Origin of the sequence: Cohnella sp. 56, assembly GCF_037963805.1 — a bacterium.
Lineage (GTDB): Bacteria > Bacillota > Bacilli > Paenibacillales > Paenibacillaceae > Cohnella.
Genome location: NZ_JAZDQE010000005.1, coordinates 402,563 through 422,085, shown reverse-complemented (window position 1 = coordinate 422,085; position 19,523 = coordinate 402,563). Strand labels below are relative to the sequence as shown.

Sequence of the window (19,523 nt, the reverse complement as noted above, 5' to 3'; positions counted from 1 at the left end):
CCGCGCAGCTGGCATTATTGTTTGAAATCGTATAACGATTGTAGCGAATTGGCGCAGGTTATATGCGCACGCTCATCCAGCATTCGCGTGTAAGGCGACATTGTTTTTGCCGCTCCGCTTGGCGGTGTAGAGCAGCGCATCGGCGGCTTCGAACAGCCGCTCCTTGTTCGTGCCGCTGCTATAGCTCTGGATGCCTACGCTGACGGTGACGGCCTGGCCCCGCAGCTCGACGTGCGCCGTCGCCACCAGCTCGGCGCGTATACGTTCGACCAAGGCATAGGCTTCGTCGAACGACTGCTCGAACAGCAGCAAGGCGAACTCCTGGCCGCCATAGCGGGGCGAACGCCGTCAGATGACTGAGCAGGGACTGCCGCGCGTAGGTGAGCAGACGGCCTTTTTCTCCGCCGTGCGTTTCCCGAACCCAACTGTCGAGCTGCTCTGCCTCGCGATACTCGAGCAGCAGCGTATCGAGGCCGAGCCACTCTCCGTCCAGCTCCGCTTCCTCGAAGGGCGGCGCTGGACGGCGCGATCGAGACCTATCCTGTCGGGGCGCTGCGTCGCGACGGCCGGCCGGCGTTGGCTCTGCCGTCGGTGATGCCTGTATCGGCCGCTCAGCCTCTTCAGCGCTTCGAACGTGCGTTGAACGATTACCGCCATATCCTGCCGCGAGATGGCTCCGCTCGCTCCGAAGCTGCCGCTGCCGCCCGCAGTTTCGGACAGCCCGAACATTCTCGCCAGCATCGACACTAACTCGGCTCTGGAAACCGGGCGTTGCGGAGCAAAACTGCCGTCATCAAGTTTATTCGTTCAAATAGGTCGTAACCTTGTTTTGAATGAGCTTGCTGACCTCTGCCGCCGTTTTCTGGCCACTCATATACGTTTCGAACTCCGCGATTGCGATCGACTGCACTTTAAAGTCCGTACTGAGTTTTACGTCTGTTTGCTTCAGCAGCTGCTTCAGCTCGTCCGCTTTTGCCTGGGCAGCCGCAGGATCTCCCTTTATTTTGGAGGCCGCTTCATCGATCCGTTTCTCCGCTGCTTTCTTGTTCACCGGGAAGCCGCTCAGTTCCGGCGATTGCTGCATTTCCTCGGACAGCAGGAACTTGATAAACTGCCATGCTTCCTGCTGGACCTTCGATTTGCTGTTCATGCCCAGATTCAACCAGGAGCTGTACGGAATACCTTTGGATTCCCCTTTTGCAGTAGGGCTTTTGAATATCTCTTTTCCCGGCATCGTCATCAGACGCAGCCCTTCCTCCGGCCCCGGGAGAACTGCTTGGGAGAACAACGCTTTGTCATAATCGTACGTAAATTCGGCTTGGAGCACATGCTCATCGTACATGGACTTGATCTGCCGCATCATGTCCCGGAAGCTATCGGAGTCGAAATTCGCTTGGCCGTCGCGCTGCACAAGATCTGCGTAATTATCCTCGATATAGCTGAGCAGCAAATTAGCAGGGAATAAATTGACGAATGCGTAGTAATCCTGTCCTTCCTGCGCATTCAACTTCCGAGCGATTGCTTTGAACTGGTCCCATGTCCAACTGCCGTCATCGATCTTGATGTTCGCTTTGTTCAACAGCTTCAAGTTGCCTTGGATGACTTCGAGATTGACGCCAACCGGCAATGCATACAACCCGGCTCCGTCCTGTGCCGCTTTGAACACATTTTCATAGTAATCGTCTTTGTCAAAAGCCGAATCCTTCTCCATCCAATCGTATAAATTGACAAGGACCTTTTTCTCAACCAGCTTGTTCTGCGGCAGATTGTCCAGCAGGATCAGGTCCGAGCCTTTGCCTGCCATAATCTGCGTCGTTACCGTCTGTATATATTTCTCAATATCCGCTTGGGACATGCTGGAAGTCATCCCGCTCCCGTCCGCTTCCGGCATGGCCATGTAGGATTTGATCTCGATATCAATATCCGGGTGCTCCCGTTCGAACTTGCCGGCAGCTGCCTCCAGAAACGGGTTCGTTCCCTGGACGGCAATCACGACCGTCTTTTTATCGCCACTTTGCGATTGCGTTTGCGTTTGCGTACAAGCAGCCAAAAACATCATCATCGCCAGCAAGACGAGCCATCCTTTAACCTTCATCTCCATCATCCTTTTCCTCATATCGTTATTAAGTTAGCCGCACGCGATTATTTTCCTGAATCGGTTCGCTGGATTATTAACCAATGTCAACAGCGCTTGCCGCTGATGCTGTGGCTTAACCCGATGTCTACGTTGCTTCATGGATTCCTCTCCTTCTGCTATCCCTTGATACCGGAGAGCTGAATGCCTTCAATGAAATGCTTCTCGGCCGATAAAAACAACAGCAGCATCGGTATCATATAGATGACGGATGCGGCGAAGGAGACGCCGAACGCTTCCTTCTGCAGCCGGGACAGGAAGACCGACAACGGCTGCATGTCCGCATTTTGCAGAAATATAAGCGGCTGCTCCACCATGTTCCAATAATCGGCGAACAGCAGGACGACCAATGCGGCGATGCCCGGCTTGACCATCGGCAGCACGATCGAAGCAAAAATCCGGACGTACCCCGCCCCGTCGATTTTCGCCGCTTCCACATAACCGCCCGGAATTTGCAGCATGAACTGCCGGAGCAGAAACACGCCGAAAGCGCCGAATATGCCAGGCAAGATGATCGAGCCCGGTTGGTTCAACATGCCCAAGCGGTCCGCCATCAGGTAGTTCGGTACGAGCGTCACCTGAAACGGCATCAGCATCGTGATTAAATAGACCAAAAACAGCGGTTCTCTGCCCGGAAAACGCAGCTTGCCGAATGCGAAGGCGGCCAGCGCGGCTACGGCGACCTGTCCGACGACGGTCGGCACCACCAGCTTGACCGAATTCCAGAACAGGAACAGAAACTGCGGCGTCGCAATCAGCAAGTTGTAATATTGGCTGAAAGAAACCCAATCCGGAATCCATTTCAAATGGACTACGTCGCTCACATCCGTCCTGGCGAGCATCCCGTAGTCGGCCAAAATTTCCCGCTCCGTCATGAGCGAATTGACAAAGGTCAGCACAATCGGCATCAGCATGAGCGCGGCGATCAGCACCAGCAGCAATGTGCGCGCCAGCGGTGCGGCTTGTCTCTTTTTCGTTTGCAATTCGAATCGCTCCTTACTCCGCTTACTCCATATAGGAGCGGTACATCCGCTCTGTCCTGAACATGGTGACGACGAGGACGAGGATCGCTGCCGCCATAAGCATTGCAGCCGCCGACAGCTTCTCTATATCCAGCGACAGAAACATATTGTTCATATAGTGCTGCATCGTATAAATGCTGTCATGCGGATAATCCCCGGCTACCAGATACGTCTCCCGAAACACCTTGAACGAATTCAAAACCGACATCAGCACGACCAGAAAAATGGCGGGCGTTAAATAGGTCAGCGTAATTTCGAATTTCCGCAAACGGCCTGCCCCTTCCAACTCGGCGATCTCATAGTATTGCTCCGGAATATTTTGCAGACCGGCCAGGAACAGTACGACGTTGTAGCCGATATTTTTCCACACATAAATCAGCATAATGACCGAGGGGGCCGCACCCGAGTTCATCCAGTCCATCCGGCTCCGGCCAAGCTGCTCCATCCAGGCATTCAACACGCCGTTCCAGTCGAATAGGATCTGCCAGACGAGCACGATGGATGCCACCGGAACGACAAGCGGAAGCACGTATGCCGTGCGCAGCCAATTGCGGAAATAGATCCGCCGGTTCAGCAGCAGCGCGAGGCCAAGCGAGAGAATGAGGATGACCGGTACGCTGACTGCCATAAATCGAAAGGTGTTCGCCGCCGCCTTGCGAAACGACGAGCTGGCAAACAAGCTCTCGTAGTTGGCAAACGTCCAGCTCCCGCTCCCGCCTATCCCATCCTGAAAGGAAGCAATCATGCTCTGGCCGAACGGAATCAAATAAAAAAGGGCAAATCCGGCGAGACTCGGGAGCAGGAAGCAGAAGGCGGCAACCCGTTCCTTGCCAGCCGCACGGTAAAATCTCATCATGTCAGGCCTCCACCGGGTGTATGTGATGCTTGTATGATACGCGCCGTATGTGACAGCAGAATGACGGCAAAACAAAAAAAGACGCCGGTTATCGGCGCCTGAGCTGTCGGCTCGTTATTGGACGGGCAGCGTTATGCGAAAAACCGTTCCGGACGGCGATGTTTGCAGCAATCGCACGTTGCCGCCATTCGCTTGGGCCAACAGTTGGCAGAGGGGCAGCCCAAGCCCAAGCCCATGCTTCTTCTTGCGCCTGTTGTCCCCGCGATAATATCGCTCGAAGATGAAAGGCTCTTCTTCAGCGGGAATGCCTCTGCCGTCGTCCGCTACGTCAATCCGAACGAACGCGTCGTCATGCTGAATCTCGATGGCAATGCGGCCGGCGCCCGCTGCGGCGCCATTGTTCATTAGATTCAGCAGCATCTGCTTGAGGTGCATACGGTCCCCTGCCCAGACGATGCGGGGACGATCAGCCACGAGCAGCTCGATTCCTTCATAGAGCGGCAGCGTTCGAAGCTGCGCGACCACTTCGCCGATCAATTCGTCCAGCTCGAACGCTTCCTTTGTCGGACGTATCGTATCTGTCTCCATCGCGGAGAAATCGAGCAGTTCGTTAACCATTGTCTGCAGCCGCTTCGCCTCGATCATGCACAGCTCCATAAATTCATCGGCGCCGGCGCCGGTAACGACACCATCCTTCACAGCTTGAATCATGCCGCGAATCGAAGTCACCGGGGTACGCAGCTCATGGGAGACGCTGGCCAGCAGGTCGATCCGCATCCGCTCCAGCTGCTCCAGCCGGTCCGACATCACGACGAACGAATGAACAAGCTGAGCGATCTCCGCTTCTTTGATTCGTGTCGCATCCGGCAGCTCGGGCTGATAATCGCCATCCGAGATTCGGCCGGCCGCCAATGCCAGACCGCGCAGCGGCCGCGTCAGAGATCGAGATAACATGTAGACGATCATCCAGCCGAGCAGAGCGATCAAGCCGATAGCAGCCAAGATCAGAATATATGTGCGCTCGAAACCGTTGTCGAGACGCATGCTGGCATAGTACTTGCCCGCATATTGACCTTCGTGCATATACGGAATGCCTACCCGCAGCCACTTCCCCCGTTTCGTAGATATAACTTCTCTGGTTCGCTCGGCAGTATCCGTCGCGGACGACGGCGGAACGCGCTCCAACTCCGGCGGCCCCGGCCGACCTTCAGGCCGCAAGACGCCTTTTTCAAATTCATATACGAGCACATAGAGTTGCTCCGGAATGGCCGGCATCATCGGCATGGATCGGATCGTTTTTCCCGGACTTATGTCTTCGGCAAGCTGCTCGTCGATCGACTTGGCATAGTAGGACGCCAGCAGCTCCGCTCTCGCGTTAAGCACTTCGAACTGCTGCTTGATCGCGTTGTCCCTTATCCAACCGATCCCGATGATGCCGATGCCGATCAACAAAATGAGCAACAGCAGCGTATAGCGCCATGTCCAATGCCGCAGGAGGGGGACGGTAGAGACAGAGACGGCACGACCGGGCCCCCGTTTAACAGACACGAAGACTGTACCCCGTCCCTTTCACCGTCGTAATTTCCCCTTCATGGGCGGGCCACGCCTGCAGGCTTTTGCGTATACGTTTGATGGCCGCATCGACTGAACGATCTCCGCCGTCAAAATCTCGTCCCCACACCTGGTCAAGCAATTGCTCGCGGCTAAAGCATTGATTGGGATGCCTGGCCAAAAAGGCAAGCAGCTGCCAATCGCGCGGGATAAGCGCGATTGGCGTCCGCCCTCTTGATGCCGTGCGGGCCGTAAAGTCGACGATCAGGCTGCCCAGCCTCACAATATCCGCATCTGCATTGTAGGCAGAACGCCGAAGCACGGTTTTGACGCGGGCGACGACCTCCTCCGGATCGAAAGGCTTGGCGATATAATCGTCCGCTCCGAGCTGCAATCCTGCCAGCCGATCGGGGACCGCGCCCCTGGCCGTGACGATAATGACCGGGCAGCTCCCTTCCTGTCGGATATGCTGCAAAATATGCAGCCCCTCTGTCTCTTCCAGCGTGAGATCCAGCAGCACCAGATCCGGCTTCCAGGACTGAAAAGCTTGAAGGACATCCTTCTCCCCGCGGTGACAGCTGACCGCAAAGCCATCTCGCTCCAAATAAACTTGCAGCACGCGGGCTATCGCATGTTCATCTTCGACTACGAACACTTTCTTCAAAGGGAACTCACTCCGTCACTCGTTGAATGGTTATCGGTCTGTCTTCAGTATCGCTGCCCGTCGGCAGACTCACTCCTATTATACGATGGCCATATGCGAATTTCCCGGCTTGCTTCCTAGGCACGGGGTGCAATTAAAAAACCCTTCCGAGGAAGGGTTGCATGGAACGACGATGCGCTTGGGAGCGCTCGAACCGCGCAGCTGGTTCGCTATCCCTTCACCGCACCCGACATCATGCCCGATACCAGGTACTTCTGACCGATGAAGTAGACGACGATGATCGGCAGCGTCGTGAGGATGATCGCGGCGCATACGAGGTTCCAGCTGGACACGTACATGCCGTAGAAGCCGTATACGGCGAGCGTCATCGGATTGAACGCCGTCTTGTTGAACACATACAGCGGCAGGATGAAGTCGTTCCACGCCGACATGAAGTTGACGAGCAGCGACGTGATCATGACCGGCAGCAGCAGCGGGAACACGATGCGGAAGAAAAGCATCAGGCTGCCGCAGCCGTCCAGTACGGCGGATTCGTCCAGCTCCTTGGGCACGGAGGAGATGAACCCGTAGTACAGGAAAATCGTGAACGGTATCATCAGGGCGGCGTAGAGCAGGATGATGCCCTGGAAAGTGTTCATGACGTCCAGCATCTGCATGACCTTGATCGTCGGAATCATGTTGATCGGCGCGATCAGCCCGATGATGAAGTAGTAGTAGACGCCGCGCGACAGGCTCGTTCTTCTCCGGGACAGCACGTAGGCGGCCAGCGACGAGGTCAGATTGGTCAGCAGCACGGAGCCTGCTGCGATAATCATGCTGTTGCGGAATGCGCGCAGCAGCTTCCCCTTCTCGATCACGGTCGCATAGTTGTGCAGTTGAAACTTCCCCGGCCAGCTCAAGTTCATCAGATCGGCCTGGGCCTGCGTCTTGAACGAATTGATGACGATGAGCAGCAGCGGCACGACGATCAGCAGCGCGAGCAGCCAGCCGGCCGCCTCCTTGATCAGCTTCATCACTCTACCTCCGTCCGGCTGGACAGCAGCCGCAGCGCGGATAACGCGATGACCGTCGTCAGCAGGAACAGGACGACCCCGATGGCGGTGGCGGACCCGTACCGGCCGGCGGAGAACTCGCGGAATACGGCCGTGTTCATGACCTCCGTCACGTTGCCGGGACCTCCGCGGGTCAGGACGAAGATGAGATCAAATACTTTGAAGCCGTTAATGAGATTGAGCACGAGATTGATCGTGATGGCAGGCATGATGAGCGGCAGCGTGATGTGCGAGAACTTGGCCCACCGGCTCGCCCCGTCGATCGAAGCGGCCTCGTAGTACGCCTTGTCGATCATCTGCAATCCCGCCAGGTAAATAATCATGTTGAACCCGACGAACTTCCACGTCTCGACGGAGATGACCGACGGCATCGCGAACCGGGTGTCGATCAGCCAGCCCTGCGTCCACGACTCCAGTCCGACCGCCGTGAGCGCTCCGTTCAGCAGTCCATGGTTCGCATCGAATATGGACGAGAAGATGAGTCCGATAATGAGCGGCGACAACGAGTAGGGTACGAAAAAGATCGTTCTCAGCGCGTTGCGGGACCGCAGCCCTTCGTTCAGCAGCAGGGCGAGCGCCAGCCCGATGCCGTTCTTGAGCACCGTCGTCGCCAGACCGAAGACGACGGTGTTTTTGAGATCGTGCATGAACCCGGAAGTATCCTCCAGCAGCTGCCGATAATTCGCCAGACCGATGAAGTTCATACGGTCGTTGAACCCGTTCCAATCCGTCATCGAGTAGTAGAAGCTGAACAGGCTGGGGAAAAAGAACAGCAGCGTGTAGATGGCGACGGAAGGAATGAGGAATGCCAACGGATACACTTTTTTTGCATTCATAAAATTCCCTGCTCTCTTGCGCTAATAGGCTGTATGATCGGGCGACCGGGGCGACTATTGGGCGACGGCCATCGACTTGGCGCGATTGTCGTCGAGCTGCTTCAGGAGCTTATCCGGCGTCGTGGAGCCGAGCAGCAGATCCTGCATGCCTTTGCCCCAGATGCTGCCGTCGAAAAACGTCGTCGCGACCTCGAACGACATCGGCATGTTGCCGCCCGATTCCTGCTGAATGCTTTTCATGCCTTCGGTTTGCGGCTTCACTTCCACGCCCTTGAGCGAAGTCTCGCCCAGATTGTCGTGCCCGTTGTAGTAGCTGTGGACGTTGTCGTCGCGCATCAGGAACTCCCAGTACTTGCGAATCTCGTCCATATGCTTCGTCGTCTTCGAGACGACCTGCACTTCTCCGCCTGCGGACACACCGAACCCGGTGTTGTCGGCCAGCGGGATCGGGAACATTTTCCACGTATCCGCCTTGGAGTCCGGGAACTTCTTCGCCACCTCTTGCTGGTAGGAGGTGTAGACGAGGATCATGCCGTACTTGCCGGTCGCGATCGCCTCGTAGCCGTGATCCCAGTCGTTGGAGAGCACGTTTTTGCCGAAGAAGCCCTTCTTGTTCATATCGGCCACTTGCTCCAGCGCGGTCTTGAACTCGGGTACGTCCGCATACTTCAGCTCACCGCTGTTAAGCTGGTCGAACAGCTTCGGATTCGTCTCGAGCGCCTTCGGCGTCACCTCGGTAACCCAGATCGGAGAGTGCCAGCCGTCCTTGCCGTTCTCGTACACCGGCGTGATGCCGTTGTCGAGCAGCGTCTGGGACACCTTGGCGAAGTCGGCGTACGTCTTCGGGACCTGGAGTCCGTACTTGGCGAACAGCTCCGGGTTGTACAGCATGCCCCAGCCGTCGACGGAGAACAGATTGAAGCCGTATACTTTGCCGTCGACGGTCGCACCGTTAACCGCCCAATCCTTCATTTTGCCGACCCAGCTCTCGCCCGAGAGATCCATCAGATATTTGTCCGGCTGGTAGTTGTTCATGATGATGCCCGCGTCCATCAGCATGATGTCCGGCGCTTCCTGCGTCGCGAGCTTCGTCTTCAGAATATCTCTGTATTGATCGTCGGGGTAAGCCTGGATATCGACCTTGATGCCTGTCTCCTGCTCGAACTTGGCCGCCAGCTCCTTGTCGACGTCCTTGATCTGCGTCTGCATGGCCGCGTACGTAATCGTGACGTCGCTCTTGACCGGAGACGGCTTCGCCGACGCGCTGGCGCTCGGGGACGAGGCGCTCGTACCGGCTGCCGGCTGCGAGCTGGCCGCGCCGTTATTGCCGTTGTTGCCGCATCCGCTGACGATCATGGTCAACGCCGCTGCGCATACGGCCGCGGCATATCCGAATTTCTTCATTCCAACTTCCCCCTAGGCTATTGAGTGGAGCGTGATCTCGCTCGCCCTAACTATAAAGCGTTTACATTGGGCGAACGATGCACAAAACGCGCCTGTTAAGCTGGACATTCTTGATCTTCGCCTATCTCATTTGTTGCCATGCTATAATCATAGCAAATGACTGCCGCAATTAGAGAAAGGATGGTTTTGTGTTTAGAGAACGCTTTCAATTTCAAACCATCCGCACCAAGCTTTTCCTGGCCTACTCCTCGCTGATCGTCGGCATTGTCGCTGTTCTGTCGTTGGCTTATTATGTTTATACTTCGAAAATATTGACGGAACGGGCCTCGGAGAGCCTGTTTCAATCCGCGGCCTATACGACCGACCGGCTGGATGCCGAGTTCAGCTTCATGGACAGCACGGCCGTCAAAATGATCTTCTCCAAAAAAACGAAGGAGCTGTTCTTCGCCGACCTGAACCCGGACGATCAGGACGCGATCTTCCAGAACGAGCGACAGCTTAACGATATCGTCTATTCGATTATGGGACCGTCCGCATCCGGATGGCAGATCAATTTGTTCGACAGCAGCGGCAGATTTTACGGAACCGGCAATTACACCAAGAGCGTTTTTTATCCGAGCGAGAAAATGAAAGGGCTTGCATGGGTGGACGAGACGATCGCGCTCGCCGGCGGCAAGCACTTCTCCGTCCCGCACGCGGACGACTGGTCGAAGGACGGCGGGATCGTCGTGTCGTTGAGCCGGCTGTTCATGCTCGACCTGGGCTCCAGACAACAGGGCATCGTCGAGATCCAGATGAAGTACGACAAGCTCGCGGGGCTTGTCTCATCGTTCATGGCGGACTCGTCCGGCAATCGCTCCCCCGGCATGCGTATTTACATTATGAACGAGCGGGGCGAATTAATATATCCCTATTCGTCAGCAGGCTCCGCCACCGCACAGGCTTATTGGAACGCCGCCGGCAAGCTCCGGACGCCGACCGGGACGCTCGCCTGCCGCGATCCGGCCGCCGGCGGCACGGACATCTGCGGCTACGCCCGCTCGGAGACAACCGGCTGGACCGTGATCGCTTCCCAGTCCAAGGCGATGCTGCTTCAGCCGGTCATCACTTTTCGCAATACGATGCTCGTCGGCGTGTTCGGACTGCTGCTGCTGACGCTGCTCGTTTCCTTTTTCGTAGCCAAAGGCCTGACCAACCCGATCAAGGCGATTCACTCGTCCATCCGCGCGCTCAGCATCGAGAACCTGCTGCCCACCTCCGAGCGCGAGACGAACAAGCGGCTCAACGAGCTGCAATTGCTCGACATTTCCTTTCGCCGCATGTGTGTGCGGTTGAAGGATTCCATCGAGGAAGCGCTCGAGTCGCGCTCCAAGGAGATGCAGGCGCGTATGCTCGCGCTGCAGGCCCAGATCAATCCGCATTTCCTGTACAATACGATTACCAATATCAGCGTGATGGCCGAGGAGAGAGGTCAGGACGACATCGTCAAAATATGCAAAAACCTGTCGCGGATGTTCCGTTACATTTTGTCGGGGAGCGGCGAACAAGCCACGCTGGGAGACGAGCTCGTCTATGCGGAAAACTACTTGTCGCTGATGCAGATTCGCTACGCGAGCCTCCTCTCCTATGCGATCGAAGTCGACGAGGAGCTAAGCGGCATCCCGGTCCCGAAGCTCATCGTGCAGCCGATCATCGAGAACTGCATCAAGCACGGCATCCACGTCCGGCCGCCTTGGTCGATCCGCATCAAGGGATACCGGAGCGGCCGGCGGTGGGTGCTCGAGATCGTCGACAACGGCACAGGCTTTGAGCCGGAGGTGCTGGCGCAGCTGGGCGGCGATCCGTCTCGTTCTGTCGGCGACCGGTCTTCCGGCGACGGATTCGGCATGGGACTTGCCAACATCGCCGAGCGGCTGCGGCTGCTGTATGGCGGCGAAGCCGTATTCGAGCTGTCCAATCCGCCGGGCGGAGGCGCCTGCGTGACCATCGGCGGAATCATTGATCCGGCGTCTTCGGAATCCGTTCCCATCTATTCGGAGGTGCGAGAGGCATGAGCAAACAACCCGTTTTCAGAGTTGTCGTGGCGGAGGACGAACCGATGATTCTGAACAATATTTGCGCCAAAATCGAGCGGGTCGGCGCCCGCTTCGAGATCGTCGGCAGGGCGATGAACGGCCTCGAAGCCTGGGAGATGGTCGAGCGGCTGCAGCCGGACGTCCTGTTCACCGACATCCGCATGCCGATCATGGACGGCATCGAGGTCATCCGCCGCGCAGCGGAGCGGTTCCCCGATCTGCAGTCCGTCGTCGTCAGCGGCTACGACGACTTCTCCTACGCCAGGCTGGCGATCCGCTACGGCGCGAAGGACTACCTGCTCAAGCCCGTCGAGGCGGAAGACATGGAGACAACGCTGCACAAGCTGCTCGAAGGCAAGCCTGCGGGCAGCAGCGAGCGGGAGCTGCTGGCCGCCTCCCTCCTGTCGGGGCGTCCCGCGGAGGACTGCCCGCCCCTGTTCGCGAACCGAACGTTTTGGCTTGCGCTTGTTCAATTGGGGAACTACGCCGGCTCTTCCGCGTCTGCGGAGCTTGCCTCCTTTTACGACGAGCTGTGGACAAGAGGGGGTTCGGCCGCGCTCGATGCCGCCCCGTGGCCGTCCGGCCCCACGCGCACGCTCGTCCGGCAGCCGCGCTCCTCCGCCAGATTCGTCGTCGGGATGTGCGAGACGCACGGCGGGACGGCGGATACCGGGGCGAACGAGGCCAAGGCGACGGACGAAGCCGGATACGAGCGATGGCTCCGTGCGCTGTGTCAATCGGTCTCCCCCTATCCGGTCACGGTAGTCGCCGGTACGGATACGGTCGCTTATCGCGAGCTGTTCGAGCGCTCGCAGCAGCTATCTCTCGCGCTGGAGAGGGAGGCCGTCCCGGGACACGCCCAAGTGCTGCGCCTCGCCGGCGCCGGGCAGGCGCATGGGAGCGGCCCGTCTCCCTGGCTCGAGACCAACGAGCAGCACAAGATCGGCACGATCGTGCAGAGCGGGAAAAAAGCGAGCCTGCGCACGGAAATTCTCGGTCTGATCGGACGTTGGGAAGAACGCCGCGATCCGCAGCGCATCGTCGAGAAGCGGCTGCTCCAGTTGCTCCAGCTCGTCCATCAGCGCACCCTGCTGCTGAGCGAGGACGAGATCGGCCATTTGGAGCTCGAATTGCTCGACAAGCTGTACATGGCGCCGAGCTTGACCGGCGTTGCGGCCGAGCTGTACGAATTGCTGGAGAGCGCAGCCTTCGTCGACGACGAGCGGGAGCATCGGGACACGCATGAGCTGGCGGACCATATCGCGCATTACTTGTCGGCCAACTTTGCCAGCCCCGTCACATTATCCGAGCTTTCCGACAAATTCTCGTTCAGCCCGTCCTACGTGACCAAAGTTTTCAAGCAGCACCGAGGCATCGGCCCGCTCAAGTACTTGATCTCCCTGCGGATGGAGGAGGCCAAGCGGCTGATCGCACGCCATCCCGAGCTCAGCTTCAAGGAGATCGGCGCCTCCGTCGGCTACGAGGACCCGAATTACTTCAGCCGCATCTTCAAGAGCACCACGGGAACGAGCCTGTCGGATTACAGCCGGTGTCCAGCGAAATAAAGTTCTAGACGCCCATGCCGCGTTGGACATGCCCGGTGATCAATGACAACACCTACGTTCAGCTGTTGACCGGGTCGTACTTCCAGTCATTCGTCAACAAGCCGCTGGCTGATGCCGCCAGTGCCGCTACTGGGATTATCGCGCTCTCCGCCGACAGCAGGGCGCAGATGAACGAACTGGCAGACAAGGCTCTGGCTGCAGGAGGCAAACAATCCAAAGACCCGGTGGACCACGGCTTCAAGTACGTGAGAAGCTTCGAAGACCTGGACGGGCATCTGCGGGAAATTGCCTATATGGACACGGGCGCTTTCTCTCAGGAGTAAATAAATCATTTTTGACAAAAAGGCTAAGCGTAAATTCGCTTAGCCTTTTTGTATACGAACCCCCTGTTCAACTGGGGGATTCCAAGGTTGGACTCAACTTGCTGTCTTTTTACGCCAACAGGTCGCCGGTTAATTCCGACGGGCTGCAACGCCTTTAGCATCATTCATTTTTAAACTGAACTGCTCAGCAACCTCATCGTCCTGAGTGTGATTGAACGATCGTCTCTCATTCGCTTATTAACTCGTGCATGATCGGTGAGCACGAGGCTGTTAGCACAAGTCACTTTTCAGAAGGAACCGCCTCTGGTTCAGCAGCTGCGGCAACCCCCGGCGCGGATGTCACCTTCGGTATCGCGTGCGCTTCGCCAGAGGGAGCGCCTGCCTCCGCCGCCTCTGGTTCAGCGACAGCAGCTGCGGCAGCCCCCGGCGCGGACGTCACCTTCGGTATGGCGTGCACTTCGCCAGCAGAAGCCTCCACCGCCTCCGCTGTCGGCGCTGCCGTTGCTCTTGGCGCGTCGGCGGGACCCGCTTCCCCTTCTGCTGCCGCTATCGGGTAAGGCGCCGTCTCCGCAACAGGAGCCGCAGTCGCAGAAGGTTCCGCTCCGGAGAGCGAGGCTTCTTCATGAGCGGCCACGGTCGGCGTATTGTCCGAAGCCCATACTGCAGCGGTGGTGCTAACTCCCGCAATTAAGAACACAGCGGCGACCGTTACAAACATCGTTTTCTTTTTCATCTTCTTCACGTTCAGCATGAGCGTTAGTCTCCTTTTGAGTTGAATCCCCTCGCCGGACAAGGAGGCGCAAAACCGCGCCGGGAAATTCTCCGGGCCGGCCATCACGTTAAGCAGCGTGTTACCGTACCTTTTCCGCTCGGTATGGGACATCCCGCTCACGACTTCTTCATCGCAGGACAGCTCGCTCCAGATCTGAATCTCCTTGCGGAGCAGATGAACGAGCGGGTTGTACCAATGCAAGGCGCCCGCAGCAAGCGCCAATGCTTTGACCCACAAGTCCTTCCGTTTCAGATGGATCAGCTCGTGACGGAGCACCATATCCAAGTCTGCGTTCGCCGCAATCGCTAGAGGCAGATAAATGGTCGGACGGCGCAAACCAACCAGAATAGGACTTCGAAGCATAGCGCTGCCTGCGAGCGCGACTTCGTTTTTTAATCCGAGCTCTTCCTTGATAAACGAGAGCCGTGCCTCGGCTTCGGCGCGATCCGGGAGAGCGGTACGCGTAAGTGCCAGCACCATGCGGAACTGGCGATAACCGTACAGCTGCCGCGCCGCAAAACCGATAGCTCCGACCGCCCATATACTGAGTAAAAGAAAAGCTGCATGGGCAGGAATAGTCCGCACGGGCAGAAAAGGCTCCGACTTCAAACCTGTAATCGGGATGGACGGCGAATCATACACGGTCGTCGATGGGGCATCCATCAGCGACAAGATCCAGGAAATCCCAACGGCAATGGGCAGCAGGTAGAGCAATACCGCTATCTTTTGAAGCCGGTAACGCCAATTTGCAGAGAACCTGTCGGCGGAAACGATTCGCAACGATAAACTGCATGCGGCGACGACGCTCCCGGCTACGGCCAGCGTAAACAGCATTTCAAGCATCGCGTTCATCGGCAGCACCTACTTTTCCGAAAACCATTTCTTCAGATCGGAGATGTCCTGATCCGACAGCTTGTCGCCGTCATACATGGCCGCAATCAGGTTTTTGACGGAGCCCTGGTACAACCCGTCCAGGACATGCTGCGTCTCCAGCAGCTTGTAATCCTCGGGCGAAATGCGAGGCACATACTTGTTGGTCCGGCCATCTCTGGTAGCCGCAAGCGCGCCTTTATCCACCAAACGCGATAGAAAGGTGGAGATCGTCTGCGCTTTCCAGGCTCTTCCCTTTTGCGCAAACATGTGCAGCAGTTCCGTGGATGTGACCGGGGGCGTGCACGCCCAGATCGCTTCCATTAATTCCATTTCTGTCTCCGATAGCTTTTGAACCAGGTTCACCGGGGAAACACCTCTTTGCTCCGCCATGCGTCCATGACGGCATCGATTACTACGTCACGTAGTAATATCAATTTACTACACCGCGTAGTAGATAGTCAAGCGAAGCTGAATGCAACACGGCTCCTCTGCCTATATGGTATACTAAACGGAAATAACGCAGGGCTGGAGGGTTAAAAAACGAATGTCCAAGCCGGGAAGAAACGATCCGTGCCACTGCGGCAGCGGAAAAAAATATAAAAAGTGCTGTCTTGAAATAGATGAGTCGCAAAAGGTCGTACCCTTGAAGACCGCGTTCGCGGAGTCCTCGCCCGAGGAACGGATCGAAAGAGAATTGACTTGGTCCACCGAAGCGGTCAAGATGGTCGCGCGGCATTTTGCGAATCGGACAAACGGCCTCTATAAGCCTAAGGAAGTAAATACAGTGCTGGCGATGTGGAGTGATTATGCAAATGTGAACGATCCGCTGATCAAAAAAGCGGGCGTATTCACGGCGGCGCTGGAATACGTTCTGTGTCAGACATACGGCTATGAAACGACTCAAACCGAGTTGGCTCTGAAGTATAACGTGTCCGCCGGCAGCATCTCGCAGCGCGTCGGACGACTCCATGCGTTTTTAGCGGACGATTCGCCCGCGCGATCGAACAAAGCGGGCCAATCGTCTTCGACGGTGCCGAATTCGCGGATGGTGATGGAAAAAGAAATGCAGCACGTCTTCGACTTGCTTGCCAACCAGGATTTTAGCTCGACCGAAGAGGCGAACGCCTTTATTCAGCAGCATTTGCAGCAACGTACAGGACAAGCCGGCCGAAGGAAGCAGTCACCCGAAGAACGAGCCCGGGAGCTTGTCTACGAAGCTTGGGAACAGCAAGATCCTGAAAGGCGGGGCAAGCTTGCGCAGGACGCACTGCTGCTCGATCCGGATTGCGTAGATGCCTATAACGTGCTTGCGGAGACGATCGCTTCATCTCCCAAGGAAATGGCCTATTACTACCAAAAAGGAATGCTGGCCGGGGAACGGGCTTTCGGAGAACCGTTTTTTGAAGAGTACAAGGGACATTTCTGGGGATATCTCCCGACGCGCCCTTATATGCGAGCCAAGAAAGGTTATGCGGAAGCTTGCGCCGAAATGCATAACATGACGGAAGCGATCAAGCATTACGAGGAGATGTTGACGCTTAACCCGAACGATAATCAGGGCGTTCGCGAATTGCTGGCGCTAGCCTACCTGGAGGTCGAAAATTGGGAAAACGCGCACGAGCTCCTGGAGCGCTACGAAGATGGGTCCGCTGCCGCCAACTATAACCGCATTCTCGTTGCATTCGGGCTAGATCGCCGATCGCCCGAATTGCCACAACTCGTGAAGACGGCCATCGCTCAAAATCACCATGTCGTCCCTTATCTGCTCGAAAAAAAGCGCCTCCCTCGCGAAATGCCGGATTATTACGGCTTCGGCGACGAGAGCGAAGCCAAGATCTATGCCATGACGCACGCGCACCTTTGGAAAGTCCGCCCCGAGCTGCTGCAGTTGTTGGAGAAAAGCCGTTAAGCGAGCGTCTTCTTGGACGGTTCGTTGCTCGCTTGCGAATAACCGGCGCTGCCTGAATCGGATTCCTTACTTGGCGAGCAAGACCCGCTACGCGGCCCCGGCCTCGTCAACGAGTCTTGCTCGCCATATCGATATTTCCACGCCGCGCTAGACAGAAAAAGACCGCGTCCCTGCCATTATCAGATATAGAGTGTTGAACACAGACTCAATATGACTATTCTTTTAGATTCGTTATCTCCTGTTTAGAAAATTCACCAAAAGCTTATCTTGTTTATTTGAAAGGATCTTCTCTGCGCGAAGACTTGCAATACGATCCTGAGCAGACGCCGGCGGACGGGGAGCTCGCGGGCGTGCTCGCCTATATGAGCGGGCATTACCGCGACTGTACGCCCGGCGAGCTTGCAGGGCGGTTCGGCTGCTCACCCGATTACCTGGGACGCCTGCTGAAGCGCTATACCGGCTGCACGTTCGGCGAGCTCGCGCAGACGTATCGCCTCAATCGGGCCGCCGAGCTCCTGCGGACGACCGCGCTCGATGCCGCAGAGATCGCGAGACAATGCGGCTGCGAGAGCCACGGCTTCTTTTATTGCAAGCTCGAATCTCGGTTCGGGTTGACACCGACCGCGTACAGGCGGTATCAGACGTACAACAAGAATAGCGGCGATACCGGTCGGTATCGCCGCTTCTTCTCGTGATTGCACTCGCTTCGCCACATTTGAACGATATCCCCTTCGAACAGGAAGGCACATATGCCGTAGCTTCGAGGACGATCCTGACCGAAAGGGATACTGTTAAAAGTGAAAATGAGTTCCTATGCCTACAGCCCGAACTTGCGTATCAGATAAGTCGGCGTGCAGCTCCACGCGTGGCAATAGCTGTTGATCAGGTGGCTGCCGTATGGCGAGAAGCCCTTATCCTGCGGATCGTACAACTCCCAGAACGTGTCCGCTCCGTCCTCGAGCATGCCGCCCCAGTACTGCTTGAGCATCGCGACCGCCTCGTCCCGGCAGCCCGTCAAGAGCAGCGCCTCGACGATGTGGTGGTACATGTACGGCGTAGTCGGGCCGATGTCCGGTGACTCGGCGAGCAGCCGGAGCATCAGCGCCCGATTCTGCTCCGGCGGCAGCACTTCCGCCAGCGCCATCCAAGCCTGCGACGCCCAGGACACCTGCCGGTATGCGCCGCTGACGAAAAAGCCGAGCTCCGCGTCCCACAACTGCGCCAGCGTCGCCGCTTCGACCTCGACCAATCTCGCCGCCAGCCCGACCGCCGAATCGCAGCCCACCCGCTCGGCCATGGCGATCGCGCGTTTCAACGTATAGATCAGTACGCCCTGCGCCGGCGCCTGCTTGTTGAGCGACTGGTGCCAGTCGATGAACGCCCACCACGTCTCTTCGTCCCGCAGCACGCCCGACTCGTCCAGCCGCTCGAGCCCCAGCTCGACCTGCCGGCGCGCGAGCGGCCACAGCTCCCGCAGCGTCACTTCGTCCCCCGTTGCCTCCACATAGTCGTGCAAGGTGGCGGCGAAAAACAGCGAATAGTCGTACAGATACGTATCGTCCGCGATCAAGGACGGCTCAATGAACAAATTCGCCGTCACCCGTCCCAGATCGTCGGGCACGGCCGCGAACAGGTAGAGGCAGCGTTTAACCAGATCGTCGCCGTGGAACGTCTCATAATTTGCCAGCGCCTGGAGCCTCAGATCGCCCAACCACAGCCTGCGGTCCCGCTTCGGACCGTCCTCGAACACGTCCTGCATGCAATCCTGCAGCGTCTTGACGCTCACGCGGTCGATCTCCCGAATGACGGGATCCGGATGCACCAGCTGGACCACCGCGGACATGTCGCCGGAAGTGACGGTTCGGACCGCAGCATCGCTGAATACGACTCGGTATTTCGGAGACGTATCGAGCACCTCCAGCTTCAAATAGCGGAAGCTATATCTTCTCGGCATCGAGATCCGCGCAGGCAGCACGTCGACGAGCAGAATCTCCTCTTGCAGCCAGGATCCGCTGATCCATCCGTCGTACGAGGAGAACGGTTCCGCCATCTCCACCGGCATTTCGCCGAACGTTAGCTTCAACTTCAGCGGCGCGTCCGGCGGACTGCCGACTGGGCGGACGTCGAACGAGACGTAGCCGACCCGATGGTCGCCAAAATCCAGCACGACGGCGTCTCCCTTTTTGAATTCCCGTTCTACCAGCGCTTCGACGGGCGCCTCCTCTCGCGCCCGCCAGCCATGCATGGCCTCGGCGTCCGCGACGACCTCGACGATGCGCGCCGCCATAACCGCCTCTTCGAGCAAAACCGGTTTCAGCGCCTCCGCCTTCCCGACGAACGCTTCGTTGCGCACGATCGCGACCTGCGCGGCTTGCATCTTTATCGTATCTGCCATCCTGCTGCACTCTCCCTTGGCGCATTTGACTCTTAATCTAGCAGACCGTTCCCGTCCGGCAATAGAACCGAATCCCGGATAAAATAATCCGA

The 19,523-nt window shown here is 57.4% G+C and carries 16 protein-coding genes and 2 pseudogenes; 5 read left to right on the top strand and 13 right to left on the bottom strand.

The genetic code is table 11. The features are described from left to right. Positions 1-72: 72 nt before the first annotated feature. The 10 genes and pseudogenes from VQ071_RS12415 to VQ071_RS12375 form a co-directional block, all read right to left on the bottom strand. Positions 73-324: pseudogene (locus VQ071_RS12415) on the bottom strand (diguanylate cyclase); the annotation flags it as partial. Between the two features lie 24 nt (positions 325-348). Further along, a pseudogene (locus VQ071_RS29310) lies at positions 349-795 on the bottom strand (S-layer homology domain-containing protein); the annotation flags it as partial. A 4-nt stretch (positions 796-799) separates the two neighbouring features. Next, entirely contained in the window at positions 800-2,104 is a 1,305-nt protein-coding gene (locus VQ071_RS12410; protein ID WP_340514308.1) for an ABC transporter substrate-binding protein, read from the bottom strand. 149 nt (positions 2,105-2,253) lie between these two features. Next, complete coding sequence (locus VQ071_RS12405) at positions 2,254-3,117, bottom strand: carbohydrate ABC transporter permease (RefSeq protein WP_340514307.1); 864 nt, start codon at positions 3,115-3,117, stop codon at positions 2,254-2,256. A gap of 22 nt (positions 3,118-3,139) precedes the next feature. Beyond that, complete coding sequence (locus VQ071_RS12400) at positions 3,140-4,009, bottom strand: carbohydrate ABC transporter permease (protein WP_445293290.1); 870 nt, start codon at positions 4,007-4,009, stop codon at positions 3,140-3,142. A gap of 117 nt (positions 4,010-4,126) precedes the next feature. Then, complete coding sequence (locus VQ071_RS12395; protein ID WP_340514305.1) at positions 4,127-5,560, bottom strand: HAMP domain-containing sensor histidine kinase; 1,434 nt, start codon at positions 5,558-5,560, stop codon at positions 4,127-4,129. Beyond that, on the bottom strand, positions 5,550-6,227 hold the full coding sequence (locus VQ071_RS12390) for a response regulator transcription factor (RefSeq protein WP_340514304.1): 678 nt from the start codon (positions 6,225-6,227) through the stop codon (positions 5,550-5,552). The genes VQ071_RS12395 and VQ071_RS12390 overlap by 11 nt, the downstream gene beginning before the upstream one ends. A 209-nt stretch (positions 6,228-6,436) precedes the next feature. Then, a complete protein-coding gene (locus VQ071_RS12385) occupies positions 6,437-7,240 on the bottom strand; it encodes a carbohydrate ABC transporter permease (RefSeq protein ID WP_340514303.1) in 804 nt (267 codons plus the stop codon). Continuing rightward, on the bottom strand, positions 7,240-8,115 hold the full coding sequence (locus VQ071_RS12380) for a carbohydrate ABC transporter permease (protein ID WP_340514302.1): 876 nt from the start codon (positions 8,113-8,115) through the stop codon (positions 7,240-7,242). Before VQ071_RS12380 ends, VQ071_RS12385 begins: the two co-directional genes overlap by 1 nt. A 54-nt stretch (positions 8,116-8,169) precedes the next feature. Beyond that, complete coding sequence (locus VQ071_RS12375; protein WP_340514301.1) at positions 8,170-9,519, bottom strand: ABC transporter substrate-binding protein; 1,350 nt, start codon at positions 9,517-9,519, stop codon at positions 8,170-8,172. Positions 9,520-9,707: 188 nt separating this feature from the next. On the opposite strand from VQ071_RS12375, the gene VQ071_RS12370 reads away from it, so the two are divergent. From VQ071_RS12370 to VQ071_RS12360, 3 genes are read left to right on the top strand one after another with little or no spacing between them, the layout of a single operon-like run. Then, positions 9,708-11,573: a cache domain-containing sensor histidine kinase gene (locus tag VQ071_RS12370; protein WP_340514300.1), complete on the top strand. Its 1,866-nt coding sequence runs from the start codon at positions 9,708-9,710 to the stop codon at positions 11,571-11,573. Next, positions 11,570-13,159, top strand: a complete 1,590-nt coding sequence (locus VQ071_RS12365; protein WP_340514299.1) for a response regulator — start codon at positions 11,570-11,572, stop codon at positions 13,157-13,159. Before VQ071_RS12370 ends, VQ071_RS12365 begins: the two co-directional genes overlap by 4 nt. A gap of 35 nt (positions 13,160-13,194) precedes the next feature. Next, positions 13,195-13,482 (top strand): VOC family protein, encoded by a 288-nt coding sequence (locus tag VQ071_RS12360; RefSeq protein ID WP_340514298.1) that lies wholly within the window; start codon positions 13,195-13,197, stop codon positions 13,480-13,482. A gap of 280 nt (positions 13,483-13,762) precedes the next feature. On the opposite strand, the gene VQ071_RS12355 is transcribed toward VQ071_RS12360, so the two are convergent. Together VQ071_RS12355 and VQ071_RS12350 are read right to left on the bottom strand one after the other, a co-directional pair. Next, a complete protein-coding gene (locus tag VQ071_RS12355) occupies positions 13,763-15,106 on the bottom strand; it encodes a M56 family metallopeptidase (protein ID WP_340514297.1) in 1,344 nt (447 codons plus the stop codon). A gap of 9 nt (positions 15,107-15,115) precedes the next feature. Further along, complete coding sequence (locus VQ071_RS12350; RefSeq protein WP_340514296.1) at positions 15,116-15,490, bottom strand: BlaI/MecI/CopY family transcriptional regulator; 375 nt, start codon at positions 15,488-15,490, stop codon at positions 15,116-15,118. 181 nt (positions 15,491-15,671) lie between these two features. Between VQ071_RS12350 and VQ071_RS12345 the strand changes: the two genes are divergently transcribed. Then, positions 15,672-17,036, top strand: coding sequence for an SEC-C metal-binding domain-containing protein (locus VQ071_RS12345; protein WP_340514295.1), 1,365 nt, complete (start codon positions 15,672-15,674; stop codon positions 17,034-17,036). A 275-nt stretch (positions 17,037-17,311) separates the two neighbouring features. After that, positions 17,312-17,731, top strand: a complete 420-nt coding sequence (locus VQ071_RS12340; protein WP_340514294.1) for a helix-turn-helix transcriptional regulator — start codon at positions 17,312-17,314, stop codon at positions 17,729-17,731. A 122-nt stretch (positions 17,732-17,853) separates the two neighbouring features. On the opposite strand, the gene VQ071_RS12335 is transcribed toward VQ071_RS12340, so the two are convergent. Beyond that, positions 17,854-19,431, bottom strand: coding sequence for an alpha-L-rhamnosidase-related protein (locus VQ071_RS12335; RefSeq protein ID WP_340514293.1), 1,578 nt, complete (start codon positions 19,429-19,431; stop codon positions 17,854-17,856). Positions 19,432-19,523 lie beyond the last annotated feature (92 nt).